Source organism: Methylobacterium sp. CM6244 (genome assembly GCF_054817885.1).
In genome coordinates, this window is sequence record NZ_CM139247.1 from 2,155,763 (window position 1) to 2,177,296 (window position 21,534).

Annotated in this window: 15 protein-coding genes; 9 read left to right on the forward strand and 6 right to left on the reverse strand. The window is 65.5% G+C overall.

Annotation, left to right across the window (positions count from 1 at the left end; translation table 11 throughout):
* Positions 1-39: 39 nt before the first annotated feature.
* The 4 genes from ACYQML_RS10025 to coxB form a co-directional block, all read right to left on the reverse strand.
* Positions 40-213 carry a hypothetical protein gene (locus ACYQML_RS10025; protein ID WP_056431437.1) on the reverse strand — a complete coding sequence of 58 codons (174 nt, stop codon included), beginning with the start codon at positions 211-213 and terminating at the stop codon, positions 40-42.
* A complete protein-coding gene (locus ACYQML_RS10030) occupies positions 210-1,172 on the reverse strand; it encodes a heme o synthase (protein WP_311275014.1) in 963 nt (320 codons plus the stop codon). Before ACYQML_RS10030 ends, ACYQML_RS10025 begins: the two co-directional genes overlap by 4 nt.
* A 154-nt stretch (positions 1,173-1,326) precedes the next feature.
* Positions 1,327-2,955: a cytochrome c oxidase subunit I gene (ctaD, locus tag ACYQML_RS10035; protein WP_056452074.1), complete on the reverse strand. Its 1,629-nt coding sequence runs from the start codon at positions 2,953-2,955 to the stop codon at positions 1,327-1,329.
* A 107-nt stretch (positions 2,956-3,062) separates the two neighbouring features.
* Positions 3,063-3,914: a cytochrome c oxidase subunit II gene (gene coxB, locus ACYQML_RS10040; RefSeq protein WP_056431428.1), complete on the reverse strand. Its 852-nt coding sequence runs from the start codon at positions 3,912-3,914 to the stop codon at positions 3,063-3,065.
* A gap of 410 nt (positions 3,915-4,324) precedes the next feature.
* Here coxB and ACYQML_RS10045 point away from each other — a divergent pair, with 410 nt between their 5' ends.
* The 6 genes from ACYQML_RS10045 to ACYQML_RS10070 all read left to right on the forward strand — a co-directional run bounded on the left by ACYQML_RS10045 (position 4,325) and on the right by ACYQML_RS10070 (position 11,442).
* The gene (locus ACYQML_RS10045) at positions 4,325-5,233 is read left to right on the forward strand and encodes a LysR substrate-binding domain-containing protein (RefSeq protein ID WP_207411621.1); all 909 of its coding nucleotides are present in this window, start codon (positions 4,325-4,327) and stop codon (positions 5,231-5,233) included.
* A gap of 123 nt (positions 5,234-5,356) precedes the next feature.
* Positions 5,357-5,830, forward strand: a complete 474-nt coding sequence (locus ACYQML_RS10050; RefSeq protein WP_018044994.1) for a formate dehydrogenase subunit gamma — start codon at positions 5,357-5,359, stop codon at positions 5,828-5,830.
* Complete coding sequence (locus ACYQML_RS10055) at positions 5,827-7,386, forward strand: formate dehydrogenase beta subunit (RefSeq protein WP_056431425.1); 1,560 nt, start codon at positions 5,827-5,829, stop codon at positions 7,384-7,386. The genes ACYQML_RS10050 and ACYQML_RS10055 overlap by 4 nt, the downstream gene beginning before the upstream one ends.
* Before the next feature lie 13 nt (positions 7,387-7,399).
* Entirely contained in the window at positions 7,400-10,261 is a 2,862-nt protein-coding gene (fdhF, locus tag ACYQML_RS10060; protein ID WP_461235451.1) for a formate dehydrogenase subunit alpha, read from the forward strand.
* A complete protein-coding gene (gene fdhD, locus ACYQML_RS10065; protein WP_461235452.1) occupies positions 10,248-11,105 on the forward strand; it encodes a formate dehydrogenase accessory sulfurtransferase FdhD in 858 nt (285 codons plus the stop codon). The genes fdhF and fdhD overlap by 14 nt, the downstream gene beginning before the upstream one ends.
* A gap of 43 nt (positions 11,106-11,148) precedes the next feature.
* Positions 11,149-11,442 carry a formate dehydrogenase subunit delta gene (locus tag ACYQML_RS10070; RefSeq protein WP_207411533.1) on the forward strand — a complete coding sequence of 98 codons (294 nt, stop codon included), beginning with the start codon at positions 11,149-11,151 and terminating at the stop codon, positions 11,440-11,442.
* 85 nt (positions 11,443-11,527) lie between these two features.
* Here the strand turns inward: ACYQML_RS10070 and ACYQML_RS10075 are convergent, their stop codons facing one another.
* Positions 11,528-12,457: a hypothetical protein gene (locus ACYQML_RS10075; protein WP_461235453.1), complete on the reverse strand. Its 930-nt coding sequence runs from the start codon at positions 12,455-12,457 to the stop codon at positions 11,528-11,530.
* Between the two features lie 652 nt (positions 12,458-13,109).
* Between ACYQML_RS10075 and gltB the strand changes: the two genes are divergently transcribed.
* The 3 genes from gltB (at position 13,110) to ACYQML_RS10090 (ending at position 19,967) form a co-directional block, all read left to right on the forward strand.
* Positions 13,110-17,822 carry a glutamate synthase large subunit gene (gene gltB, locus ACYQML_RS10080; RefSeq protein WP_461235454.1) on the forward strand — a complete coding sequence of 1,571 codons (4,713 nt, stop codon included), beginning with the start codon at positions 13,110-13,112 and terminating at the stop codon, positions 17,820-17,822.
* A gap of 7 nt (positions 17,823-17,829) precedes the next feature.
* Complete coding sequence (locus tag ACYQML_RS10085; RefSeq protein WP_461235455.1) at positions 17,830-18,432, forward strand: glutathione S-transferase family protein; 603 nt, start codon at positions 17,830-17,832, stop codon at positions 18,430-18,432.
* Positions 18,433-18,533: 101 nt separating this feature from the next.
* A complete protein-coding gene (locus ACYQML_RS10090; RefSeq protein ID WP_056431403.1) occupies positions 18,534-19,967 on the forward strand; it encodes a glutamate synthase subunit beta in 1,434 nt (477 codons plus the stop codon).
* Between the two features lie 79 nt (positions 19,968-20,046).
* Here ACYQML_RS10090 and ACYQML_RS10095 read toward each other — a convergent pair whose 3' ends face one another.
* On the reverse strand, positions 20,047-21,453 hold the full coding sequence (locus tag ACYQML_RS10095) for an SGNH/GDSL hydrolase family protein (protein ID WP_461235456.1): 1,407 nt from the start codon (positions 21,451-21,453) through the stop codon (positions 20,047-20,049).
* Positions 21,454-21,534 lie beyond the last annotated feature (81 nt).

The window sequence follows — 21,534 nt, forward strand, 5'->3', positions numbered from 1 at the left end:
ACGTCCGACTTTCTTCGCTGAACGACCCGGTCGATGCGGTCACAGCGGGCGATTGAGGATCTGCGGTCCGAGCTTGGCGATGGTCAAAGCGTAGAAGATGGCCACGAGGACGAACAGCACCGTGGCGATGGCGATGGAGCGCCTGCGCTGGCGCTGGCGCTCTTCGGGCGTCAGCTGCCGCGGTGGAGTGGATTTACCCGGCACCGAGGTCACGCGAGCACCGCACGGAACAGTCCCAGGCCCTGCTCGGCCAAGACCGCCGAGAACAGCAGGAAGAGATAGAGGATCGAGAAGCCGAACATGCCGAGCGCGGCCTTGCGCTCCGCCTCGCCCTCACGGTTGCGGTAGACGTGGACGCTGAAGGCCAGCATCCCGAGGCCGCCGAGGAAGGCGGTGACGCCGTAGAGCCATCCGCCGAAGCCGAGGAAGACCGGGGCGAGGCCCACCGGGAACAGCAGGATCGAGTAATAGATGATCTGGCGTCGAGTGGATTGAGGCCCGGCGACGTTCGGCATCATCGGGATGCCGGCCTTGGCGTATTCTCCCGCCTTGATGAGCGCGAGCGCCCAGAAATGCGGCGGCGTCCAGATGAAGATGATGAGGAACAGGACCGTCGATTCGATGCCCACCGATCCCGATACGGCAGCCTGGCCGATCATCGGGGGGAGGGCGCCGGCGGCGCCGCCGATGACGATGTTCTGCGGCGTCGCCCGCTTCAGCCACATGGAGTAGACGACCGCGTAGAAGACGATCGTGAAAGCGAGCAGCGAGGCGGCCAGCCAGTTCGAGGCGAGGCCGAGCACCAGGACCGAACCCACCGACAGGACGAGGCCGAAGGCCAGGGCTTCACCGGGCTGGATACGGCCGCCGGGGATCGGGCGCGTCGCCGTGCGGGTCATCACCGCGTCGATATCGGCGTCCCACCACATGTTGAGACAGCCGGAGGCACCGGCGCCCACCGCGATCATGAGGAGAGAGATCACTCCGACGACCGGCTGGATCTGGACATGGGATACCACCATGCCGACCAGCGCCGTGAAGATCACCAGCACCATCACGCGGGGCTTCAAGAGCGCGAAGAAGTCCGAGACCTCGCCGCCCACCATCATCGGGGCGGGGGCGAAATCTTGCGGCTCGGCGGCAGCGGATACGCTGTTCGACAGGCTCGTCATGGGTACCTGATGCTGTTGTCGGTCTGGCCGGGGTTCGGATCACGCCGTCTGAGGCGCCGCCCTTTGCGGGACGCCCCTCTCTGGGAGAGTCATCCGGGAAAGAGCGAGGACCGCTGGCGCGGTCCTCGCAATCCGTGTCGTTTCGGTTCGTGTCTTAGTGACCGTGCTCGTCGACGATGGTCGGGAGGGTCTCGAACTGGTGGAAGGGCGGCGGGGAGGAGAGCGTCCACTCGAGGGTGGTGGCGCCTTCGCCCCAGGGATTGTCTGCCGCGCGGACCTTCGAGCGGAAGGCGAGAACGACGCCGATGAAGAACACCACCATGCCGAGGGCGAAGATATGACCGCCCCAGGTCGAGACCTTGTGCCAGCCGGCGAAGGCCTCCGGGTAATCGGCGTAGCGACGCGGCATGCCGGCCAGACCCAGGAAGTGCATCGGGAAGAACAGGATGTTCGCACCGATGAAGGCGAGCCAGAAGTGCAGCTTGCCGGCCCATTCCGGGATGACGTAGCCGGTCATCTTCGGGAACCAGTAGTAGACACCGGCGAAGATGATGAACACGGCGCCGAGCGACAGGACGTAGTGGAAGTGGGCGACGACGTAATAGGTGTCGTGCAGGTACTTATCGACCGCCGAGTTCGCCAGCACGACGCCGGTGACGCCGCCGACCGTGAAGAGGAAGATGAAGCCGACCGCCCAGTGCATGGCGGCGGTGAAGCGGATCGAGCCACCCCACATCGTCGCGATCCAGGAGAAGATCTTCACTCCGGTGGGCACCGCGATGACCATGGTGGCGAAGACGAAGTAGGATTGCGTCTGCAGCGACAGGCCGACCGTGTACATGTGGTGGGCCCACACGACGAAGCCGACGACGCCGATGGCGACCATGGCGTAGGCCATGGCGAGGTAGCCGAAGACGGGCTTGCGCGAGAAGGTCGAGATGATGTGCGAGACGATGCCGAAGGCCGGCAGGATCATGATGTACACTTCGGGGTGACCGAAGAACCAGAACAGGTGCTGGTAGAGCACCGGATCACCACCGCCGGCCGGATCGAAGAAGGTCGTGCCGAAGTTGCGGTCGGTGAGCAGCATCGTAATCGCGCCGGCGAGGACCGGGAGCGACAGGAGCAGCAGGAACGCGGTGACGAGCTCAGCCCAGGCGAACAGCGGCATCTTGTGCAGGGTCATGCCCGGCGCGCGCATGTTCAGGATGGTGGTGATGAAGTTGATGGCGCCGAGGATCGAGCCAGCACCGGAAAGGTGAAGGGCGAAGATCGCGAAATCGACGGAGGGGCCGGGATGGCCCGAGGTCGAGAGCGGCGGATAGACGGTCCAGCCGGTGCCGGCGCCTGACGTTCCCGGCGCGCCTTCGACGAAGAGCGAGCAGAGAAGGCTCGCGAAGCCGGAGACGGTGAGCCAGAACGAGATGTTGTTCATGCGCGGGAACGCCATGTCCGGCGCGCCGATCATGAGGGGCACGAACCAGTTGCCGAAGCCGCCGATGAGCGCCGGCATCACCATGAAGAACACCATGATGAGACCGTGGCCGGTCACGAACACGTTGTAGGTGCCGGGATTCGAGAAGTACTGCAGGCCGGGCTCTTCCATCTCCATGCGGATGCCGAAGGAGAGGAACGCGCCGATGATGCCCGCGCAGAACGCGAACAGGAGGTAGAGAGTGCCGATGTCCTTATGGTTGGTCGACAGGAACCAACGGGCGAAGAAGGACGGCGTATGGGAGGCGTGGGCATCGTGATGCCCTGATTGTGCTGTGGCGGTTGCCATCGATGCAGACCCTGTTCAGGTTTCTCTAAATCTCTCGATTTGCGAATGAACCGGCCCGATCAAGGGCCGGTCCAGCCGGAGCCGTCGAGCGGCGCCGGAAAAAGCCGCTACTTGGCTTCTGCGAACTTCGAACCGTCGTCGAGGCGGGCGAACTTGGTCTTCCCCTCTGCGAGCCAGGCCGCATAGGCTTCGTCGCTCACCACCTGCACCGTGATGGGCATGTAGGCATGTCGGGCGCCGCAGAGCTCTGAGCACTGGCCGTGATAGGTGCCCTCGCGCTCGGCCTTGAACCAGAACTGGTTCAGGCGGCCGGGGATCGCGTCGATCTTGAAGCCGAAGGACGGCATCGCCCAGGAATGCAGCACGTCGGCGGCGGTCACCTGGATCTTCACGATCTTGTTCACCGGGACGACCATGTCGTTGTCGGTGCCGAGCAGCTTGGGCTGCTTCTCTTCATCGATATTGGCGTCGAAGGTGAAGCCGCCGCCATTCTCGACCGCCGGGTACTCGTAGGACCAGTACCAGGCATGGCCGATCACCTTGACGATGACGTCGGCCTTCGGATCCGAGAGCTGGGTGCGGAGCAGGCGGAACGAGGGGATGGCGACCGCCACGAGGATCAGCACCGGGACGATCGTCCAGGCCACTTCGATCATGGTGTTGTGCGTGGTCTTCGAGGGGACCGGGTTGGCCTTCGCGTTGAACTTGAAGATGCAGTAGACGATCAATCCCAGCACGAAAGCCGAGATGCCGAAGGAGAGCCAATGCATCCCCTGCTCGAACGTGTGGATGTCCCGCGCGTTCTCGGTGACGGCGACCTGACGGTCCATCTGCCACGGCTCGGGCTGGCCGATGCCGGCCGCCAGGGCAGCTGAAGAAACGAGGGTGGTGCCGAGCGCAGCAAGAGCGCCCGCAGCAAGTCCCCATGATGACCGGTGTTGCGCCTGCGTGGTCCGCATGTGCCTCTCGTGGCTCCCCTTTGGTATCGTTCTACGTCGTCCCGAAGCGTCTTGCGACTTTTGACGTCGCGCGCAAGTCCTCGCTTAACGGGAAAGGCGGACCTCGGATGTGAAATCCGGGTCGCCATTGCGGGTGTCAGACCACATGGAGGTCGATGGCGCAACCGCAACAGCGTCGCATGGTTGTGCCTTTCCCCGTAGTGCAGCACCCGTGGAGCCCGAATGACTGGGGGAATCAAAGCAATTTTGCTCGACGGCAAACTTAAATTTGTATTGCCGCCGTCTTCGACCGTGAATCCCTCGCCAGTATAGCGCGGTTCCCGCTATGGAGAGTGACCGGCTACGCAGGAGACATGCGGGCGCATATTCCGGGAAGCGAATTCGGGGATGAACACCATAAGGTCGTGGCGGTGATCGAACGCCTCGAATTCCTCCTAGCCCTGGCTCGCGAGCGGCATTTCGGCCGGGCCGCGCAATTCTGCAACGTTTCCCAGCAGACGCTCTCGGCTGGAGTGAAGCAGCTCGAAGAGCGGCTCGGCGTCCTGCTGGTGGAGCGCGGTTCCCGATTCCAGGGTTTCACCCCGGAAGGTGAGCGTGTTCTCGACTGGGCGCGCCGGATCGTCGGTGATGCGCGCGCCATGCGGGAGGAAGTCGCGAGCTTGCGTCGGGGATTGTCGGGCACTCTTCGCCTTGCCGCGATTCCCACTGCCACGCCGATCGTCGCCTCGCTGACCACCCCATTCCGCGCCCGCCATCCCGACGTGCGATTCTCGGTGCAATCCACTACCTCCGGCGAGATCGGCCGGTTGATCGCCGACCACGAGATCGATGCCGGGATCACCTATCTGGAGAACGAGCCGCTCGGCAAAGTCATTGCCGTGCCGCTCTATCGCGAGCGCTACCGCCTGCTCACCGCAGTGGACGGCATCTATGGAACACGGGATTCGGTGACCTGGGACGAGGTCGGCCGTCTTCCTCTCTGTCTTCTGACGCCCGATATGCAGAATCGCCGCATCGTCGACCGCCATCTCCAAAATGCCGGATGGAATGCGGAGCCGTTGCTTCAGTCGAACTCGATGATCGTGTTGTTGACCCATGTCCGCACGGCCAAATGGGCCAGCGTGATGCCCGCCGTTCTCGCCGACAGTTTCCGCCTCAGCGAGCGGGTCCGCTCCGTGCCCATCGTCGAACCCGATGTCAGCCACATGATCGGGCTCGTCGTGCCGGAGCGCGATCCGATGACACCGCTCTGTGCCGCACTCATCGTCGAGGGGCAGGCGATCGCACCGACAATCGCCGAAAACATCTCGTCACTCTGAGTTTTTGCGTCGCACAATGGAATTATAACAAAAAAGCATTGTTGAACGACCGAAGCGGACGATTGATTCATGGGTGGAGATATACCACCTTGGAATGACAACAAGTTCATCCGGGTAGGAACAATGCTGCAGCATGAGCCATGGAGCGCGCAGCGTGCGGCCGGCATCATCGCCGACCATACGCATCTCGAAGGCGCCACGCTCCCCATCCTCCACGCCTTGCAGGAAACCTTTGGCTACGTCGACGAGGGTGCCGTTCCACTCATCGCGGACGCGCTGAACCTGTCGCGGGCCGAGGTGCATGGCTGCATCACGTTCTACCACGACTTCCGCCGTGCCCCCTCGGGCAAGCATCAGGTGAAGCTGTGCCGCGCCGAGGCCTGCCAGGCCATGGGATCGGACGCTCTTCACGCCGATATCCTCGCCCGCCTCGGCATCGATTGGCACGGCACGACGCCGGACGGCCAGATCACGGTGGAGCCGGTCTACTGCCTCGGCCTCTGCGCCAACGGCCCGGGCGCCCTGGTCGACGATGAGCCGCTGGCGCGCCTCACCGCAGATTCCCTGGAATCGGCCCTCACGGAGATGAAGTCGTGAGCATCACCATCTATGTCCCGCGCGACGCCGTCGCGCTCGGTCTCGGCGCCAACCGTGTCGCCCGCGCGATTTTCGCCGGCGCCGAGCGCCGCGGTCTCGACGTCACCATCGTCCGTACGGGCTCGCGTGGGATGCTGTGGCTGGAGCCCATGGTCGAGGTCGCGACGCCTGAGGGCCGCATTGCCTACGGTCCCGTCACTCCCGGCGATGTCGACAGCCTTCTCGATGCCGGCTTGGTGAATGGCGGCGAACATGCCCTTCGCCTCGGCAAGCCCGAGGAGATGCCGTATCTCGCCCGGCAGCAGCGCCTGACCTTCCATCGCTGCGGCGTGATCGATCCCGTCTCGGTGGAGGATTACCGGGCGCATGGCGGCTATAACGGCCTGGATGCCGCGCTGAAGCTCGACGCCGCCGGTATCGTGGCCCAGGTGCGCGATTCCGGCCTGCGCGGACGCGGTGGTGCCGGCTTCCCCGCCGGCATCAAGTGGAACACGGTGATGCTCGCCCAGTCCGAGCAGAAATACGTCGTCTGCAATGCGGACGAGGGCGATTCGGGCACCTTCGCAGACCGGATGATGATGGAGGGCGATCCCTTCAACCTCATCGAGGGCATGACCATCGCGGGCATCGCGACGGGGGCCACGCGAGGCTACATCTATCTGCGCTCCGAATATCCGCAGGCCTTCGCGACCCTCAAGGAAGCGATCGTCAATGCCAAGGCCGCCGGCTATCTCGGCGACAACGTGGCGGGCTCGGGCAAGGCCTTCCACCTCGAAGTGCGCCTGGGCGCCGGCGCCTATATCTGCGGCGAGGAGACCTCGCTGCTGGAGAGCCTGGAGGGACGTCGCGGCATCGTCCGGGCCAAGCCGCCGATCCCGGCACTGAAGGGCTTCCTCGGCCAGCCGACCCTCGTCAACAACGTCATGACCTTCACGGCCGTGCCCTACATCCTGGAGCACGGTGCCAAGGCATATGCCGATTACGGCATGGGCCGTTCGCTCGGCACGCTGGCGATCCAGCTCGCCGGCAACATCAAGCATGGCGGCCTGATCGAGTTCGCGTTCGGCATCACCCTGCGCGAGATCATCGAGGATTTCGGCGGCGGTACGCAGAGCGGCCGTCCTGTCCGCGCCGTGCAGGTCGGCGGCCCGCTCGGGGCCTACTTCCCCGACCATCTCCTCGACACGCCCCTCGATTACGAGGCGATGGCGGCCAAGAAGGGCCTCGTCGGACATGGCGGCATCGTGGTGTTCGACGATACCGTCGACATGGCCAAACAGGCCCGCTTCGCTTTCGAGTTCTGCGCGGTGGAATCCTGCGGAAAGTGCACCCCCTGCCGCATCGGCGCGACGCGCGGCGTCGAGACGATGGACAAGGTCATCGCCGGCATCCGCCCCACCGAAAATCTCGCCGTCGTGGCCGATCTTTGCGACGTCATGACCGACGGGTCGCTCTGCGCCATGGGGGGCCTCACACCGATGCCCGTCATGAGCGCGATCACCCATTTCCCCGAGGATTTCCAGCAGCGCGGACCGATGTCCGTGGCCGCTGAATAAGGAGGCGCGACCCATGGCCCTCATCAAAGAGATCGATTACGGCACCCCGATCCGGGTGAACGAGCAGACCGTCACCCTCACCATCGACGGCATGAGCGTCACCGTTCCCGCCGGCACCTCGGTGATGGCGGCGGCGATGCATGCCGGCACGCAGATCCCCAAGCTCTGCGCCACCGATTCGCTGGAAGCCTTCGGCTCCTGCCGGCTCTGTCTCGTCGAGATCGAGGGGCGGCGCGGCACGCCCGCCTCCTGCACCACCCCGGCCGAGAACGGCATGGTGGTCTCGACCCAGACGGACAAGCTCGCCAAGCTCCGCAAGGGCGTGATGGAGCTCTACATCTCCGATCACCCCCTCGACTGCCTGACCTGTGCCGCCAACGGCGATTGCGAGTTGCAGGACATGGCCGGCGCGGTCGGCCTGCGCGACGTGCGCTACGGCTATGACGGCGCCAACCACGTCAAGCCGTCTTCGGACCAGTACCTGGCCAAGGATACGTCCAACCCGTATTTCACCTACGATCCGTCGAAATGCATCGTCTGCAATCGCTGCGTCCGCGCTTGCGAAGAGACGCAGGGCACCTTCGCGCTCACGATTTCGGGCCGTGGCTTCGACAGCCGCGTGGCTGCCGGCCCCACCGACTTCTTCAACTCCGAATGCGTCTCCTGTGGCGCCTGCGTTCAGGCCTGCCCGACGGCGACGCTTCAGGAAAAGTCGATCATCGAGCATGGCCAGCCGGACCATTCCGAGATCACCACCTGTGCTTATTGCGGCGTCGGCTGCTCGTTCAAGGCCGAGATGCAGGGCACCCGCATCGTCCGCATGGTCCCCTACAAGGGCGGCAAGGCCAATGACGGCCATTCCTGCGTCAAGGGCCGCTTCGCCTACGGCTACGCCACCCACAAGGACCGCATCACCAAGCCGATGATCCGCGACAAGATCACGGACCCCTGGCAGGAAGTGTCGTGGGAGGTCGCGATCGATCGCGCCGCTTCCGAGTTCAAGCGAATCCAGGCTCAGTACGGCAAGGATTCCGTGGGCGGCATCACCTCGTCGCGCTGCACCAACGAGGAAGCCTACCTCGTCCAGAAGCTCGTGCGCGCCGCCTTCGGCAACAACAACGTCGACACCTGCGCGCGCGTCTGCCACTCGCCCACCGGCTACGGTCTGATGTCGACGCTCGGCACCTCGGCCGGCACGCAGGATTTCGCCTCGGTGGCGCATTCCGACGTGATCCTCGTCATCGGTGCGAACCCGACCGACGGTCACCCGGTCTTCGGCTCGCGGATGAAGAAGCGCCTGCGTGAGGGCGCCAAGCTCATCGTCGCCGATCCGCGCAAGATCGACTTGGTGAAGTCGCCCCATATCGAGGCCGATTACCACCTGCCGCTGAAGCCCGGCTCCAACGTCGCCTTCATCAACGCGATGGCGCATGTCATCGTCACGGAAGGGCTGATCGACGAGGCCTATGTCCGCGAGCGCTGCGACCTCAACGATTTCGAATCCTGGGCCCGGTTCATCGCCGAGGAGCGTCATTCGCCCGAGGCTCAGGCCGACAAGATCGGCGTGAACCCCGAGGACATCCGGGGCGCCGCCCGCCTCTACGCCACCGGCGGGGCCGCGGGCATCTATTACGGTCTGGGCGTCACCGAGCACAGCCAGGGCTCGACCATGGTCATGGGCATGGCCAACATCGCCATGGCCACCGGCAATATCGGCATGCTGGGTGCCGGCGTGAACCCGCTGCGCGGCCAGAACAACGTGCAGGGCTCGTGCGACATGGGCTCGTTCCCGCACGAACTGCCGGGCTACCGCCACGTGTCGGACGACGCCACCCGCGAGACCTTCGAATCGCTCTGGGGCGTTTCCCTCGACAAGGATCCGGGCCTGCGCATCACCAACATGCTCGACGAGGCCGTCGATGGCGCCTTCAAGGGCATGTACATCCAGGGCGAGGACATCGCCCAGTCGGACCCCGACACGCATCACGTCACCGCGGGCCTGATGGCGATGGAATGCATCGTCGTCCAGGACATCTTCCTGAACGAGACGGCGAAATACGCCCATGTCTTCCTGCCGGGCGCGTCGTTCCTGGAGAAGGACGGCACCTTCACCAATGCCGAGCGTCGCATCTCCCGCGTCCGCAAGGTGATGCCGCCGCTCTCGGGCGTCGGTGATTGGGAGGGCACGATGCTGCTCTCGAACGCCCTCGGCTACCCAATGAACTACTCGCATCCCAGCGAGATCATGGACGAGATCGCCTCGCTCACCCCGAGCTTCAAGGGCGTGAGCTTCGCCAAGATCGACGAACTCGGCTCGATCCAGTGGCCGTGCAACGACGCCGCTCCCAACGGTACGCCGATGATGCACGTGGACCGGTTCGTGCGCGGCCTCGGCAAGTTCATGATCACGGAGTACGTGGCGACCGAGGAGCGCACCGGACCGCGCTTCCCGCTCATCCTCACCACCGGCCGCATCCTGTCGCAGTACAATGTCGGCGCACAGACGCGCCGCACGGAGAACTCGCGCTGGCACGAGGAGGACGTGCTGGAGATCCACCCGTTCGATGCCGAGGTTCGCGGCATTCTCGACGGCGATCTCGTGGCTCTCGAGAGCCGCTCCGGCGACATCGCCCTCAAGGCGATCGTCTCCGAGCGGATGCAGCCGGGCGTGGTCTACACCACATTCCACCATGCCAAGACCGGTGCCAATGTCATCACCACCGACTACTCGGACTGGGCCACCAACTGCCCCGAGTATAAGGTGACGGCGGTACAGGTGCGGCGGACGAACCGTCCGTCGGATTGGCAGGCGAAGTTCTTCGAGGAGGACTTCTCGCTCACGAGAATCGCGACGCAATTGAATGCTGCCGAGTGAACGGAACGATCTGAACGACACCGACACGCCGGCTCCGACGAGCCGGCGTGTCCCGACCCTGGTCGTGGCCTACGACGATCCCACGGCCCGCGAAGGGCATCGCGATCTCGCCGTCGAGATGCCCGTCAACCTCGTCTATGGCAGCGTGCCCTACGCGGTCATGATGACGACCCCGTCCGACCTCGAGGATTTCGCCTACGGGTTCAGCCTCACCGAGGGGATCGTCGAGTCCGCAGACGAGATCAGGTCGGTTCGGGTCGAGGACGGAGACGGGGGATTGCGCCTCGTCGTGGATCTCGCTCCGGGACGGCTGCGCGAGCATCTTGCGCGGAAACGCGCCATCAGCGGTCGCACCGGATGCGGCGTCTGCGGCATCGACGATCTCGCGGCCCTGCCGAAGGCAGAGCCGCGTTCTCACGCGATGCAGGTAGTCGGGATCGAATCGATCCAGCGCGCCCTGCTCGGAATGGGCGATGCGCAGGTTCTCAACCACACGACCCGCGCCGTCCATGCCGCGGCCTGGGCGGATCGGAACGGCAATCTTCTCGCCGTCCGCGAGGATGTCGGGCGCCATAACGGTCTCGACAAGCTGATCGGTGCGCTGATGCGGGCCGGGACCGATCCCAACGATGGCTTCGTCGTCATCACCAGCCGTTGCTCGTTCGAGATGGTGGAGAAGACTGCGACCTTCGGCGCTGCCGTTCTGGTGGCGATCTCCGCCCCGACCTCCCTCGCCATCGACCGGGCGCGACTGCACGACATCACGCTCTGCGCCATCGCCCGGTCGGACACCCTCACGGTCTTTTCCGGCCGTGAACGTCTTCGTCTTGCCGCCGAACGCTAAGTCGCGCGCGGCCGATCCTTCACCCGTCGACAGAGCCAGTCCCATGAGCGCCCTGACCACCAACGACAAGCTCGTCCGCATGGCGAACCAGATCGCCGGCTTCTTCAGATCCTATCCGGATGACGAAGCCGTGGCGGGTATCCACAAGCACATCGTGGCATTCTGGACGCCGAAGATGCGCCGTGCCCTCGAAGCCTATGGCCCAACCGAGGGAAGCAACCTCGACCCGCTGGCGTTGAAGGCGATCACGACTTCGCCGAGCCAGAGTGACAGCCCCGTCCGGGCGGCCACGAACGACCCCCATCTACAGGGCGCCGGCGCGAGCGATGCTGGCTGATTGGCCGCGAGCGTGTTCAAGAAAAAGGCGCCGAGCCTTCGTCGCTCGACGCCTTTGTTCGTCTCGGTAGCGATGATGACGTCGGCTACTCGGCCGGACGGTCGCCTTGCTGATCCTTGTCGGTCGATCCCGGTACGACCGTCGCGCCACCGATGACCCGAACGGCTTTCCTGTCCGCAGGCGGATCGCTCCACGCCTGAGCCTTGGGCGAGGGAGCCTGCGCGGCGTCTCGGCGGGGCTGATTCGCGGCGGGTGTCGAGGGTTCGACCTTCGGCTCATCGATGGCGGCAACCGGAGGCGTGCTGGTCCGGGCATCGGACGTTGCGTCCGTCGCGGCCGGGGAGGGGGCTTCCGGAGCGAGCCGGGGCGCTGCCGGCTTCGCCGGCGGGGCCAACCTGGTGACTTTGCGGGCAGGCGCCGGTTCTAACGGGCGTCTCGCGTCGCCGGTGCGGGCATCGGGGTTGAGACCCAACGGGTTGCGATCGGCGGGTTCCGCGCGGGCAGGCGCGTCTGGGCGCGCCGCCACGTCGAATCGCGGCTGCCGGCTCACACCATCTCCGTTTGGGATCCTACCGGGGGGAACAGGCCGTGCCGCCTCGCGCATCGGTTGACGGGGCTGCTCGTCCGCCTCGGTCCAGCCGTAACCGGGCGCCGCCGGACGGGCGACCGGAATCGGCGCAGGCGGCAACGGTGCACCGAGACGCTGGCGGTCAAGGACCGCGCCGTCCCGTGCATCCACGAAGAGCCGCACCCTGTCGCCATAGGGGCCCGTTGCTTCGACGATATAGGCACGGCCGTCGAATCGCGGCCGCGTCACCTCGGTGAAGCCGCGGTCGTTCAGGCGCCAGACGACGGCGCGAGGGGGAAGGATAAGGTCGGGCTCGTAACCGTATTGCGCTTGAGCGGTGACAGTCCCGAGGGCCGACAGGGAGATGAACCCCGCCAGCATGGTCAGGCCGATCTGAGACCGGCTGAACTTATGGGAGCGCACAGGCGCCCTGCGGCTCGATTCCATGGTGCCTCGTCTTGCTTGGTCGTTCGTTCCGTAGCCTACTGTTGACGCAGGTCTATGGAGGTCTCCGTGCGGTCCATCACCCCGCATGCCGCTTGTGCTTGGCGAGCCCTGTAGAACGCCTGATTGGGGCGGGAATGCGAGTGAAGCGCGGCAAGTCGCGGGCGATCGGTATCCATCGGTTTCCCGGCCCTGTCACCGATCCCGCTGTCAGCATCAGCCCGTTTTGTTGACCTCAAAATGTATGCATGGTCGCAGCGCACATCAAACCTGTCCATCACGCGCGCGAGCCTCTTGCTGGAGCGTTTAAAATCTGTCACCTTCCGCAATTAGGACAGTACAGCTGTCCCATTTTTCGGCAGGGTGTTCCGGCGGCGATTCGTCTCCGAGGACAATTGCCTTCGAGGAACGCGGAAGGTCTCGAGCGGGTGTCGAATCTCACGAAAAAACGAGATTCCAAGCCGGTCGCCATTACGGCGATCCGGGCCCGCACGGCTTGAACTCAAGCCGGCGTTGAGCCCGCGGAGTGCGGGCGCTTCCTTACCGAAGATCCTGCACGAATCCGACCGCGTCGAGGTAGGGGCCTGAGTGCCGGATGGCATTCGGGCATGAAACATGCTCGCATGCGGGCACGGACGAATGAGGCTGAGGGGTTATGAGCATGGCCGCATCTGAGGTTGCCGGGATCGTCCAGAACCCGATCCCCGCCACGCGGGACGGCGTCGCGCCGCTCGTCGTTCGCGATTCCGCCCTGCCGCATAAGCAGGGTCTTTACGATCCGGCCCGTGAGGGCGATGCCTGCGGTGTCGGCTTCGTCGCGGACATGCATGACCGGCGGACCCATGCCATCGTGGCTCAGGGCCTGCTCATCCTCGAGAATATCGACCATCGCGGCGCCGTCGGCGCCGATCCCAAGATGGGCGACGGCTGCGGCATCCTCACCCACATCCCGCATTTCCTCCTGAAGGAAGAGTGCGAGGGCCTCGGCATCGTTTTGCCCGAGCCTGGCCATTACGGTGTCGGCCAGTTCTTCATGCCGAAGGACGAGGAAGGCCGCCGCATCGTCGAGGAGATCGTCGAGAAGTCCCTCCAGGACGAAGGGCTCCCCTTCCTCGGCTGGCGCGACGTGCCGGTGGATTCGAGCGACCTCGGCGTGCGCGTCAAGGAGACGGAGCCGCACCACAAGCAGGTCTTCATCGGCCGCCCGGCCGCGATCACGGACGAAGACGCTTTCGAGCGCCGTCTGTTCATCGCGCGCAAGGTCATCTCGAACAAGGTCTACGGCCTCAACGATCCGCGCGTGAAGGCCTATTACCCGGTCTCCGTCTCGACCCGGACCATCGTCTACAAGGGCATGGTTCTGGTCACGCAGCTCGGCCATTATTTCAAGGATCTGCAGGACGAGCGCTACGTCTCGGGCCTCGCCCTCGTGCACCAGCGTTTCGCCACCAACACCTTCCCGACCTGGCAGCTGTCGCACCCCTACCGGATGGTCGCCCATAACGGCGAGATCAACACCCTGCGCGGCAACGTGAACTGGATGGCGGCGCGTCAGGCCAGCGTCGATTCGGATCTGTTCGGCAACGACATCTCGAAGCTCTGGCCGATCTCCTACGAGGGCCAGTCCGACACGGCCTGTTTCGACAACGCGCTCGAATTCCTCGTGCAGGGCGGCTACTCGCTCGCCCATGCCATGATGATGCTGATCCCGGAGGCCTGGGCCGGCAATCCGCTCATGAGCGAGGAGCGCAAGGCGTTCTACGAATATCACGCCGCGCTGATGGAGCCGTGGGACGGCCCCGCCGCCGTGTGCTTCACCGATGGCCGCCAGATCGGCGCGACCCTCGACCGCAACGGCCTGCGCCCCGCCCGCTACATCGTCACGGAAGACGGCCTCGTCGTGTTGGCCTCCGAGATGGGCGTTCTGCCGATCCCGGACGAGAGCATCGTCGAATCCTGGCGCCTGCAGCCTGGCCGCATGCTGCTCATCGACCTGAAGAAGGGCCGCATCATCTCCGACGAGGAGATCAAGAGCGAGCTCGCCGCGGCCAATCCCTACGCACAATGGGTGAAGAACACCCAGATCGTGCTGGAAGACCTGAAGCCCGTCATCCCGCGCGCCTCGCGCTCCGACGTGTCGCTGCTCGATCGGCAACAGGCGTTCGGCTATAGCCAGGAAGACCTCAAGCTGCTGATGGCCCCCATGGCCGTCACCGGCCAGGAGGCGGTCGGCTCCATGGGAACCGACACGCCGCTCTCGGCCCTCTCCGATAAGCCGAAGCCGCTCTACACCTATTTCAAGCAGAACTTCGCGCAGGTCACCAATCCGGCGATCGACCCGATCCGCGAGGAGGCCGTGATGAGCCTCGTCTCGTTCATCGGGCCGCGCCCGAACCTGCTCGACATGGAGGGGGCTTCCCGCAAGAAGCGCCTCGAGGTCCGTCAGCCGATCCTGACCAACGGGGACCTCGAGAAGATCCGCTCGATCTCCCATTTCGAGGACCGTTTCGACACCAAGACCCTCGACATGACCTTCCCGGCCGAGTCCGGCGCCGTCGCCATGGAAGGCGCGGTCGACCGGCTGTGCGACCGGGCCGAGGCGGCGGTGCGCGGCGGCTACAACATCATCATCCTGACCGACCGCGGCGTCGGGCCGGACCGTATCGCGATCCCGGCCCTGCTGGCCACGGCTGCGGTGCACAACTACCTGATCCGCAAGGGACTTCGGACCTCCGTCGGTCTCGTTGTCGAGTCCGGCGAGCCGCGCGAGGTGCATCACTTCGCCTGTCTCGCGGGCTACGGCGCCGAGGCGATCAACCCCTATCTCGCCTTCGAGACGGTGATCGCGATGAAGGACGAGTTCCCGCCGGATCTCACCGACGACGAGATCGTCTATCGCTACATCAAGTCGATCGATAAGGGCCTGCTCAAGGTCATGTCCAAGATGGGCATCTCGACCTACCAATCCTATTGCGGCGCGCAGATCTTCGACGCGATCGGCCTGAACTCGTCCTTCGTGGCCCGTGACTTCTTCGGCACCAAGACCACGATCGAAGGCATCGGCATGGCCGAGGTCGCCGAGGAGACTGCCCGTCGTCACGCCGACGCGTTCGGCGACGCTCCGGTGTTCCGTCACGCCCTCGATGTCGGCGGCGAATATGCCTACCGCCTGCGCGGAGAGAGCCATACCTGGACGCCGGATTCGGTGGCCACCCTGCAGCACGCGGTGCGTCTCGGCCTGCCCGAGCGCTACCGTGAATATGCCCGGCTCGTGAACGAGCAGGAGAACCACCTCAAGACCATCCGCGGCCTGTTCCGCATCAAGCAGGCGGCCGAGCTCGGCCGGGCGCCCGTCGACATCTCCGAGGTCGAGCCGGCCGTGGACATCGTCAAGCGCTTCGCCACGGGCGCGATGTCCTACGGTTCCATCTCCAAGGAAGCCCACGAGACCCTCGCCATCGCGGTGAACTCGTTCGGCGGCCGTTCGAATTCCGGTGAGGGTGGCGAGGAGGTGGAGCGGTTCAAGCCGATGGCCGACGGCCGTTCGCGTCGCTCGGCGATCAAGCAGGTCGCATCCGGCCGCTTCGGCGTGACAACGGAATATCTCGTCAATGCCGACATGATGCAGATCAAGGTCTCGCAGGGCGCCAAGCCCGGCGAGGGCGGCCAGCTGCCAGGCCACAAGGTCGACGCCAAGATCGCCAAGGTCCGCTACGCCACCCCCGGCGTCGGACTGATCTCGCCGCCGCCGCATCACGACATCTACTCGATCGAGGATCTCGCCCAGCTGATCTTCGACCTGAAGAACGTCAATCCGGCCGCCGATGTGTCGGTGAAACTCGTCTCCGAGGTCGGTGTCGGCACGGTCGCCACCGGCGTCGCCAAGGCGCGCGCCGACCACATCACCATCTCGGGCTTCGACGGCGGCACCGGCGCGGCGCCGCTGACCTCCATCAAGCACGCGGGCGGGCCATGGGAGACGGGTCTCGCCGAGACCCAGCAGACCCTGGTGCTCAGCCACCTGCGCGGTCGTGTCGTGCTGCAGGCCGATGGCGGCATCCGCACGGGCCGGGACGTGCTCGTCGCGGCTCTGCTCGGCGCCGACCAGTTCGGCTTCTCCACCGCGCCGCTCATCGCGGCCGGCTGCATCATGATGCGCAAGTGCCACCTGAACACCTGTCCGGTGGGCGTGGCGACGCAGGACCCCGTCCTGCGCAAGCGCTTCAAGGGCACGCCGGAGCACGTGGTGAACTACTTCTTCTTCGTGGCCGAGGAGTTGCGCGAGCTGATGGCGGAGATGGGCTACACCAAGCTCGAAGACCTCATCGGTCGCGCCGACTTCCTCGACACGCTGGAGGTCATCAACCACTGGAAAGCGCGGGGCCTCGATTTTTCGAAGCTCTTCCACCGTCCCGATGTCGGCCCCGACGTGGCGATCCGCCATACGGAGAAGCAGAAGCACCCGATCGACACGGTGCTCGACCGCCGCCTGATCGAGGGCGCCAAGGCGGCCATCGAGACCGCCGAGCCGGTGGTGCTCAACGAGGTGATCCGGAACTCGGACCGCACGGCTGGGGCTATGCTCTCGGGCGTCGTCGCCAAGCGCTACGGCCACGAGGGATTGCCCGACGACACCATCACGGTGAACCTGTCCGGCACCGCCGGCCAGAGCTTCGGGGCATGGCTGGCCGCCGGCATCACCGTGGTTCTGACGGGTCATGCCAACGACTACGTCGGCAAGGGCCTCTCGGGCGGCAAGCTGATCATCCGGCCGAGCGACGCGCTGCGGTCACCCGCCGGGCGGACAATCATGGCCGGCAACACGGTCCTGTACGGGGCCATCGCGGGCGAATGCTACATTCGCGGTTCGGCCGGCGAACGCTTCGCCGTACGGAATTCCGGCGCCATCACGGTGGTCGAAGGCATGGGCGACCATGGCTGCGAGTACATGACCGGGGGCGTCGTGGTGTCCATTGGCGAGACCGGGCGTAACTTCGCGGCCGGCATGTCGGGCGGCATCGCCTACGTGCTGGATGCGGACGGCTCCTTCGCCGCGCGCTGCAATCTCTCGATGGTCGATCTGGAGCCCATCGAGGAGGAGGACGACGTCATGCGTCGCTTCCACCAGGATGGCGACCTCGAGACCAAGGGCCGCGTCGATATCCTGGCCGACATGTCCGGGCACGACGAGGAGCGGCTGAGCCAGCTCATCACCAATCACCTGAAGTACACGGGGTCCCCGCGTGCCAAGGTGATCCTCGATGATTGGGCGGGTTACCGCACCAAGTTCGTGAAGGTGATGCCGGTGGAATACCGCCGCGCCCTGCGCGAAATGGAGATGGCGCGGATGCCGGTGGCGGCTGAGTGAGGCCGGTATGCGGGTCTACGGTGATCTCGTCTCGGGCAATTGTCTAAAGGTCAAGATCGTCGCCGATTACCTCCGCCTTTCCTATCGCTGGGTCCCGATCGACATTCTGAAGGGCGAAAGCCGAACACCCGACTACCTGTCCCGCTTTCCGGCGGGGCAGGTGCCGGGGGTCGAATTCGAGGACGGCCGGTGTCTGGCCCAATCGAACGCGATCATCCGCTATCTTTCCCGCGGGAGCGCGTTGATCCCGCGTGACGCGTTTCTCGCGGCGAAGATGGACGAGTGGCTGTTCTGGGAACAGTACAGCCACGAGCCCGCCATCGCGGTCTGCCGGTTCGACATGCGCTACCTCGGCAAGCCGAAGGAGGCGCGCGATCCGGCCCGTGTGGCCCGCGGCGAGGCGGCTTTGGACGTGATGGAGCGCCATCTCGGCGGTGTCGAGTGGCTGGTTGGAGAAGAGCTCAGCGTCGCGGACGTGTCGCTCTTCGCCTATACGCAATGGGCCGATGAGGGCGGATTCGACCTCGCGGCGAGACCGTCGATAAGGGCGTGGCTCACCCGTTGCACGAATGTTTTCGAGCGCGCCGACCACAGGCTGAAGACGGGTTAGTCGGCGGCACCGGGCGGCACAACAGGGATGACGAGCAGAGGCGGACCGGGCCGGTCAACCGCCGCTCGACGGATCAGACAGACTCGCGAAAGACGATCACGATGGGCAAGATCACGGGTTTCCTCGAGTTCGACCGGCAGGAGCAGAAGTACCAGCTCGCAGCGGACCGCGTGCGGCACTTCCGCGAGTTCACGCTGCCCCTCGACGAGCACGACCTGAAGAAGCAGGCCGCGCGCTGCATGGATTGCGGAATCCCGTTCTGCCATGGGCCGACCGGCTGCCCCGTGCACAACCAGATCCCGGACTGGAACGAGCTCGTCTTCCAGTCGGATTGGGAGGAGGCCGCGCGCAACCTCCATTCGACCAACAATTTTCCCGAATTCACCGGCCGCGTCTGTCCCGCGCCGTGTGAGGAGGCCTGCACCCTCAACCTCGAGAACCAGCCCGTCGCGATCAAGACGATCGAGCAGGCCATTGCCGACCGCGCCTGGAACAACGGTTGGGTGAAGCCGGAAATTCCTGCGTCCCGCACCGGCAAGAAGGTCGCCGTCATCGGCTCGGGACCGGCAGGCATGGCCGCTGCGCAGCAGCTCGCGCGCGTCGGCCACGACGTCCATGTCTTCGAGCGTGAGCCGAAGGCCGGTGGTCTGCTGCGCTATGGCATCCCCGACTTCAAGATGGAGAAGCGCCATATCGACCGGCGCGTGAAGCAGATGGAAGCGGAGGGCGTGACCTTCCATTACGGCGTCAATGTCGGCGTGACGAAGCCGCTCGACGAACTCACCGCCGAGTTCGACGCGGTGCTCTTCGCTGGCGGCGCCGAAGATCCGCGCAACCCGCAGCTCCCCGGCCAGGAACTCGCCGGCGTGCATTACGCGATGCCGTTCCTCGTCCAGTCGAACCGCAGGGTGGGTGCCGAGCCGATGCCGGGCAACGGCGAATTGCCGATCCTCGCCACCGCCAAGAACGTCGTCGTGATCGGTGGCGGCGATACGGCGTCGGATTGCGTCGGCACGTCCTTCCGCCAGGGCGCCCTCTCGGTGACGCAGCTCGACATCCGGCCGCGCCCGCCCGAGCGCGAGGACAAGCTCTCGGTCTGGCCCTACTGGCCGACCAAGATGCGGACCTCGTCGAGCCAGGCGGAGGGCGCCGAGCGCGAGTTCCAGGCCGCCACCCTGCGCTTGGAAGGCAACAAGAAGGGCAAGCTTACCGGCGTGGTCTGCACCCGCGTGGATGAGAAGCGTCAGCCCATTCCCGGAGGTGAGTTCACCCTGCCGGCCGATCTGGTGTTCCTCGCCATCGGTTTCGCCGGTTCGGTTCGCAAGGGCCTGCTCGAGGAATCCGGCGTCGTCATGGACAAGCGCGGCAACGTCACCGCCAACGAACTCGATTACCGGACGTCCAACGAGAAGATCTATGCCGCCGGTGACATGCGCCGTGGGCAGTCCCTCGTGGTCTGGGCGATTCGCGAAGGCCGCCAGGCCGCTCGCTCCATCGACGAAGCCCTGATGGGATCGAGCGTCCTGCCGCGCTGAAACCCAAGGTCCGGGGCCGGCTCCATGCCGAGCCCCGGCACCGGATCTCTTCGCGCTACCCGGCGCAGACGTGCCGGGATCAGCCCGGCGGCCATTTGAAATCGTCGGCCCGGCCCGGCTGTGGCATCGGCGCCGAGCCACGCTGAAGCACCCGCTCCACGTTCCCCGATGCGTCGCCGTCGCGCGGCCGCCCGCTCATTAGAGTCCCGCCCGGCGTCACCTCTGCACGGCCGAGGGGAATGACCGGGCCAGCCGCCGGTTTCACCGGCAGGGCCGGGATACCCGGGGGCTCCGGCAGGCTCGGCAGCATCGAGGTGATCTGGCGATCGATCGCCGCTGTGTCATCGAGCTTCGGGGCCTCACCATCCAGGAGGGGACCCGGAACCGTCGCTACGGGCGCCACCGTCGGCGCCTCCGTGGGGTTCGTGCCCATGAGACGCTTGAGCTCGACATCGGCGAAATGCGCGACCTTGCGGGCGCCCGCCTTGGTGAAATGCACGCCGTCCGATGTCCGCAGCTTGGCCTCCTGCCCCTCCAGGTCGGGGCCCGTCATGGTAAAGCGGTTGCGGTCGTCGACGAAGCCCGGCCAGATGTCGACATAAGTCCCGCCCGCCTTCGCCACGCGGTCGCGGATGAGGTCGTTGATGGTGGCGATGTCCTTCGTCAGCGGCTCGCTGCGCATCGGCGGCGCGCCGACCCAGATGAAGGGGATCTTTTGGGCGGCGAAGACCTTGGCCAGGGCATCGACGCGGTCGCGGTAGATCTCGCGCCAGCGTTCCGTTCCCGGTTCCACGGTCTCGGTCCCCTCCCGGATCGGCTGCCGATCATTGGCGCCGAGCATCACCACCGCGTAGGCGACTTTCGGGCTGGTTTTCAGAAAATCCTCCGCCGCCTTAGGCCAGTCGACCACGTCTTTCCGGACGAGACCGCTATCGGCCTTCGAACGGTCGAGGATCGCCACGTCGGCATTGTCCTCGAACACGTCATCGAGGCCACGGCCGAGAGAGTTCGCCAGGGAATCGCCGAAGACCGCGATGCGGATCGACGGCTCCGCCTTCGGCTGGACCGGTTTCGGCTGGGCGACCACGGGGGCCGGACGCGGCCGCCTCGTATAGGAGCGCTGGCTCTCCCCGATCGTCGGTGGCCGCGGCCGGGTGGGTCGGGCCGATGGCACCGGGGCCGGGGTCGGTTGTACCTGCTGCGGACGATCTTCCCAGGGCCAGTAGAACTGACGCGGCGCCTCCTGCGGGGGAGGGGCGTAGCGCCGGTTGGCTTGGCGGCCACCGTAATCTCCCTCCTCGCGCGGCCGGCGGCGCGGCGCGTAGTAAGAATCGCCGCGAGGGGTATCGTAGGAATCGCCCCATTGCGCCGCGGCGAACGGGCCAGAGGCGAAGAGCAGGGGCGTCGCGAATATGGTGAGGAGGCAAACACGGAGAAGAGCGTCCTTCACCTGTCCCGCAACGGCCACCCCGTACGCTACGTTCATGAAGGTCCTTGGTGCCACGCTGCGACCTGCCTGCTGATCGTCGAAGGACGAGACCGCGCCATCCTATCGGACGATCGGCCC

What these genes read in the sequence shown, in the direction of transcription:
- ACYQML_RS10030 (WP_311275014.1), bottom strand. Translation starts at nt 1,172, where the DNA reads ATGACGAGCCTGTCGAACAGCGTATCCGCTGCCGCCGAGCCGCAAGAT.
- ctaD (WP_056452074.1), bottom strand. Translation starts at nt 2,955, where the DNA reads ATGGCAACCGCCACAGCACAATCAGGGCATCACGATGCCCACGCCTCC.
- coxB (WP_056431428.1), bottom strand. Translation starts at nt 3,914, where the DNA reads ATGCGGACCACGCAGGCGCAACACCGGTCATCATGGGGACTTGCTGCG.
- ACYQML_RS10050 (WP_018044994.1), top strand. Translation starts at nt 5,357, where the DNA reads ATGCTGCAGCATGAGCCATGGAGCGCGCAGCGTGCGGCCGGCATCATC.
- fdhF (WP_461235451.1), top strand. Translation starts at nt 7,400, where the DNA reads ATGGCCCTCATCAAAGAGATCGATTACGGCACCCCGATCCGGGTGAAC.
- fdhD (WP_461235452.1), top strand. Translation starts at nt 10,248, where the DNA reads ATGCTGCCGAGTGAACGGAACGATCTGAACGACACCGACACGCCGGCT.
- ACYQML_RS10070 (WP_207411533.1), top strand. Translation starts at nt 11,149, where the DNA reads ATGAGCGCCCTGACCACCAACGACAAGCTCGTCCGCATGGCGAACCAG.
- ACYQML_RS10075 (WP_461235453.1), bottom strand. Translation starts at nt 12,457, where the DNA reads ATGGAATCGAGCCGCAGGGCGCCTGTGCGCTCCCATAAGTTCAGCCGG.
- gltB (WP_461235454.1), top strand. Translation starts at nt 13,110, where the DNA reads ATGAGCATGGCCGCATCTGAGGTTGCCGGGATCGTCCAGAACCCGATC.
- ACYQML_RS10085 (WP_461235455.1), top strand. Translation starts at nt 17,830, where the DNA reads ATGCGGGTCTACGGTGATCTCGTCTCGGGCAATTGTCTAAAGGTCAAG.
- ACYQML_RS10090 (WP_056431403.1), top strand. Translation starts at nt 18,534, where the DNA reads ATGGGCAAGATCACGGGTTTCCTCGAGTTCGACCGGCAGGAGCAGAAG.
- ACYQML_RS10095 (WP_461235456.1), bottom strand. Translation starts at nt 21,453, where the DNA reads ATGAACGTAGCGTACGGGGTGGCCGTTGCGGGACAGGTGAAGGACGCT.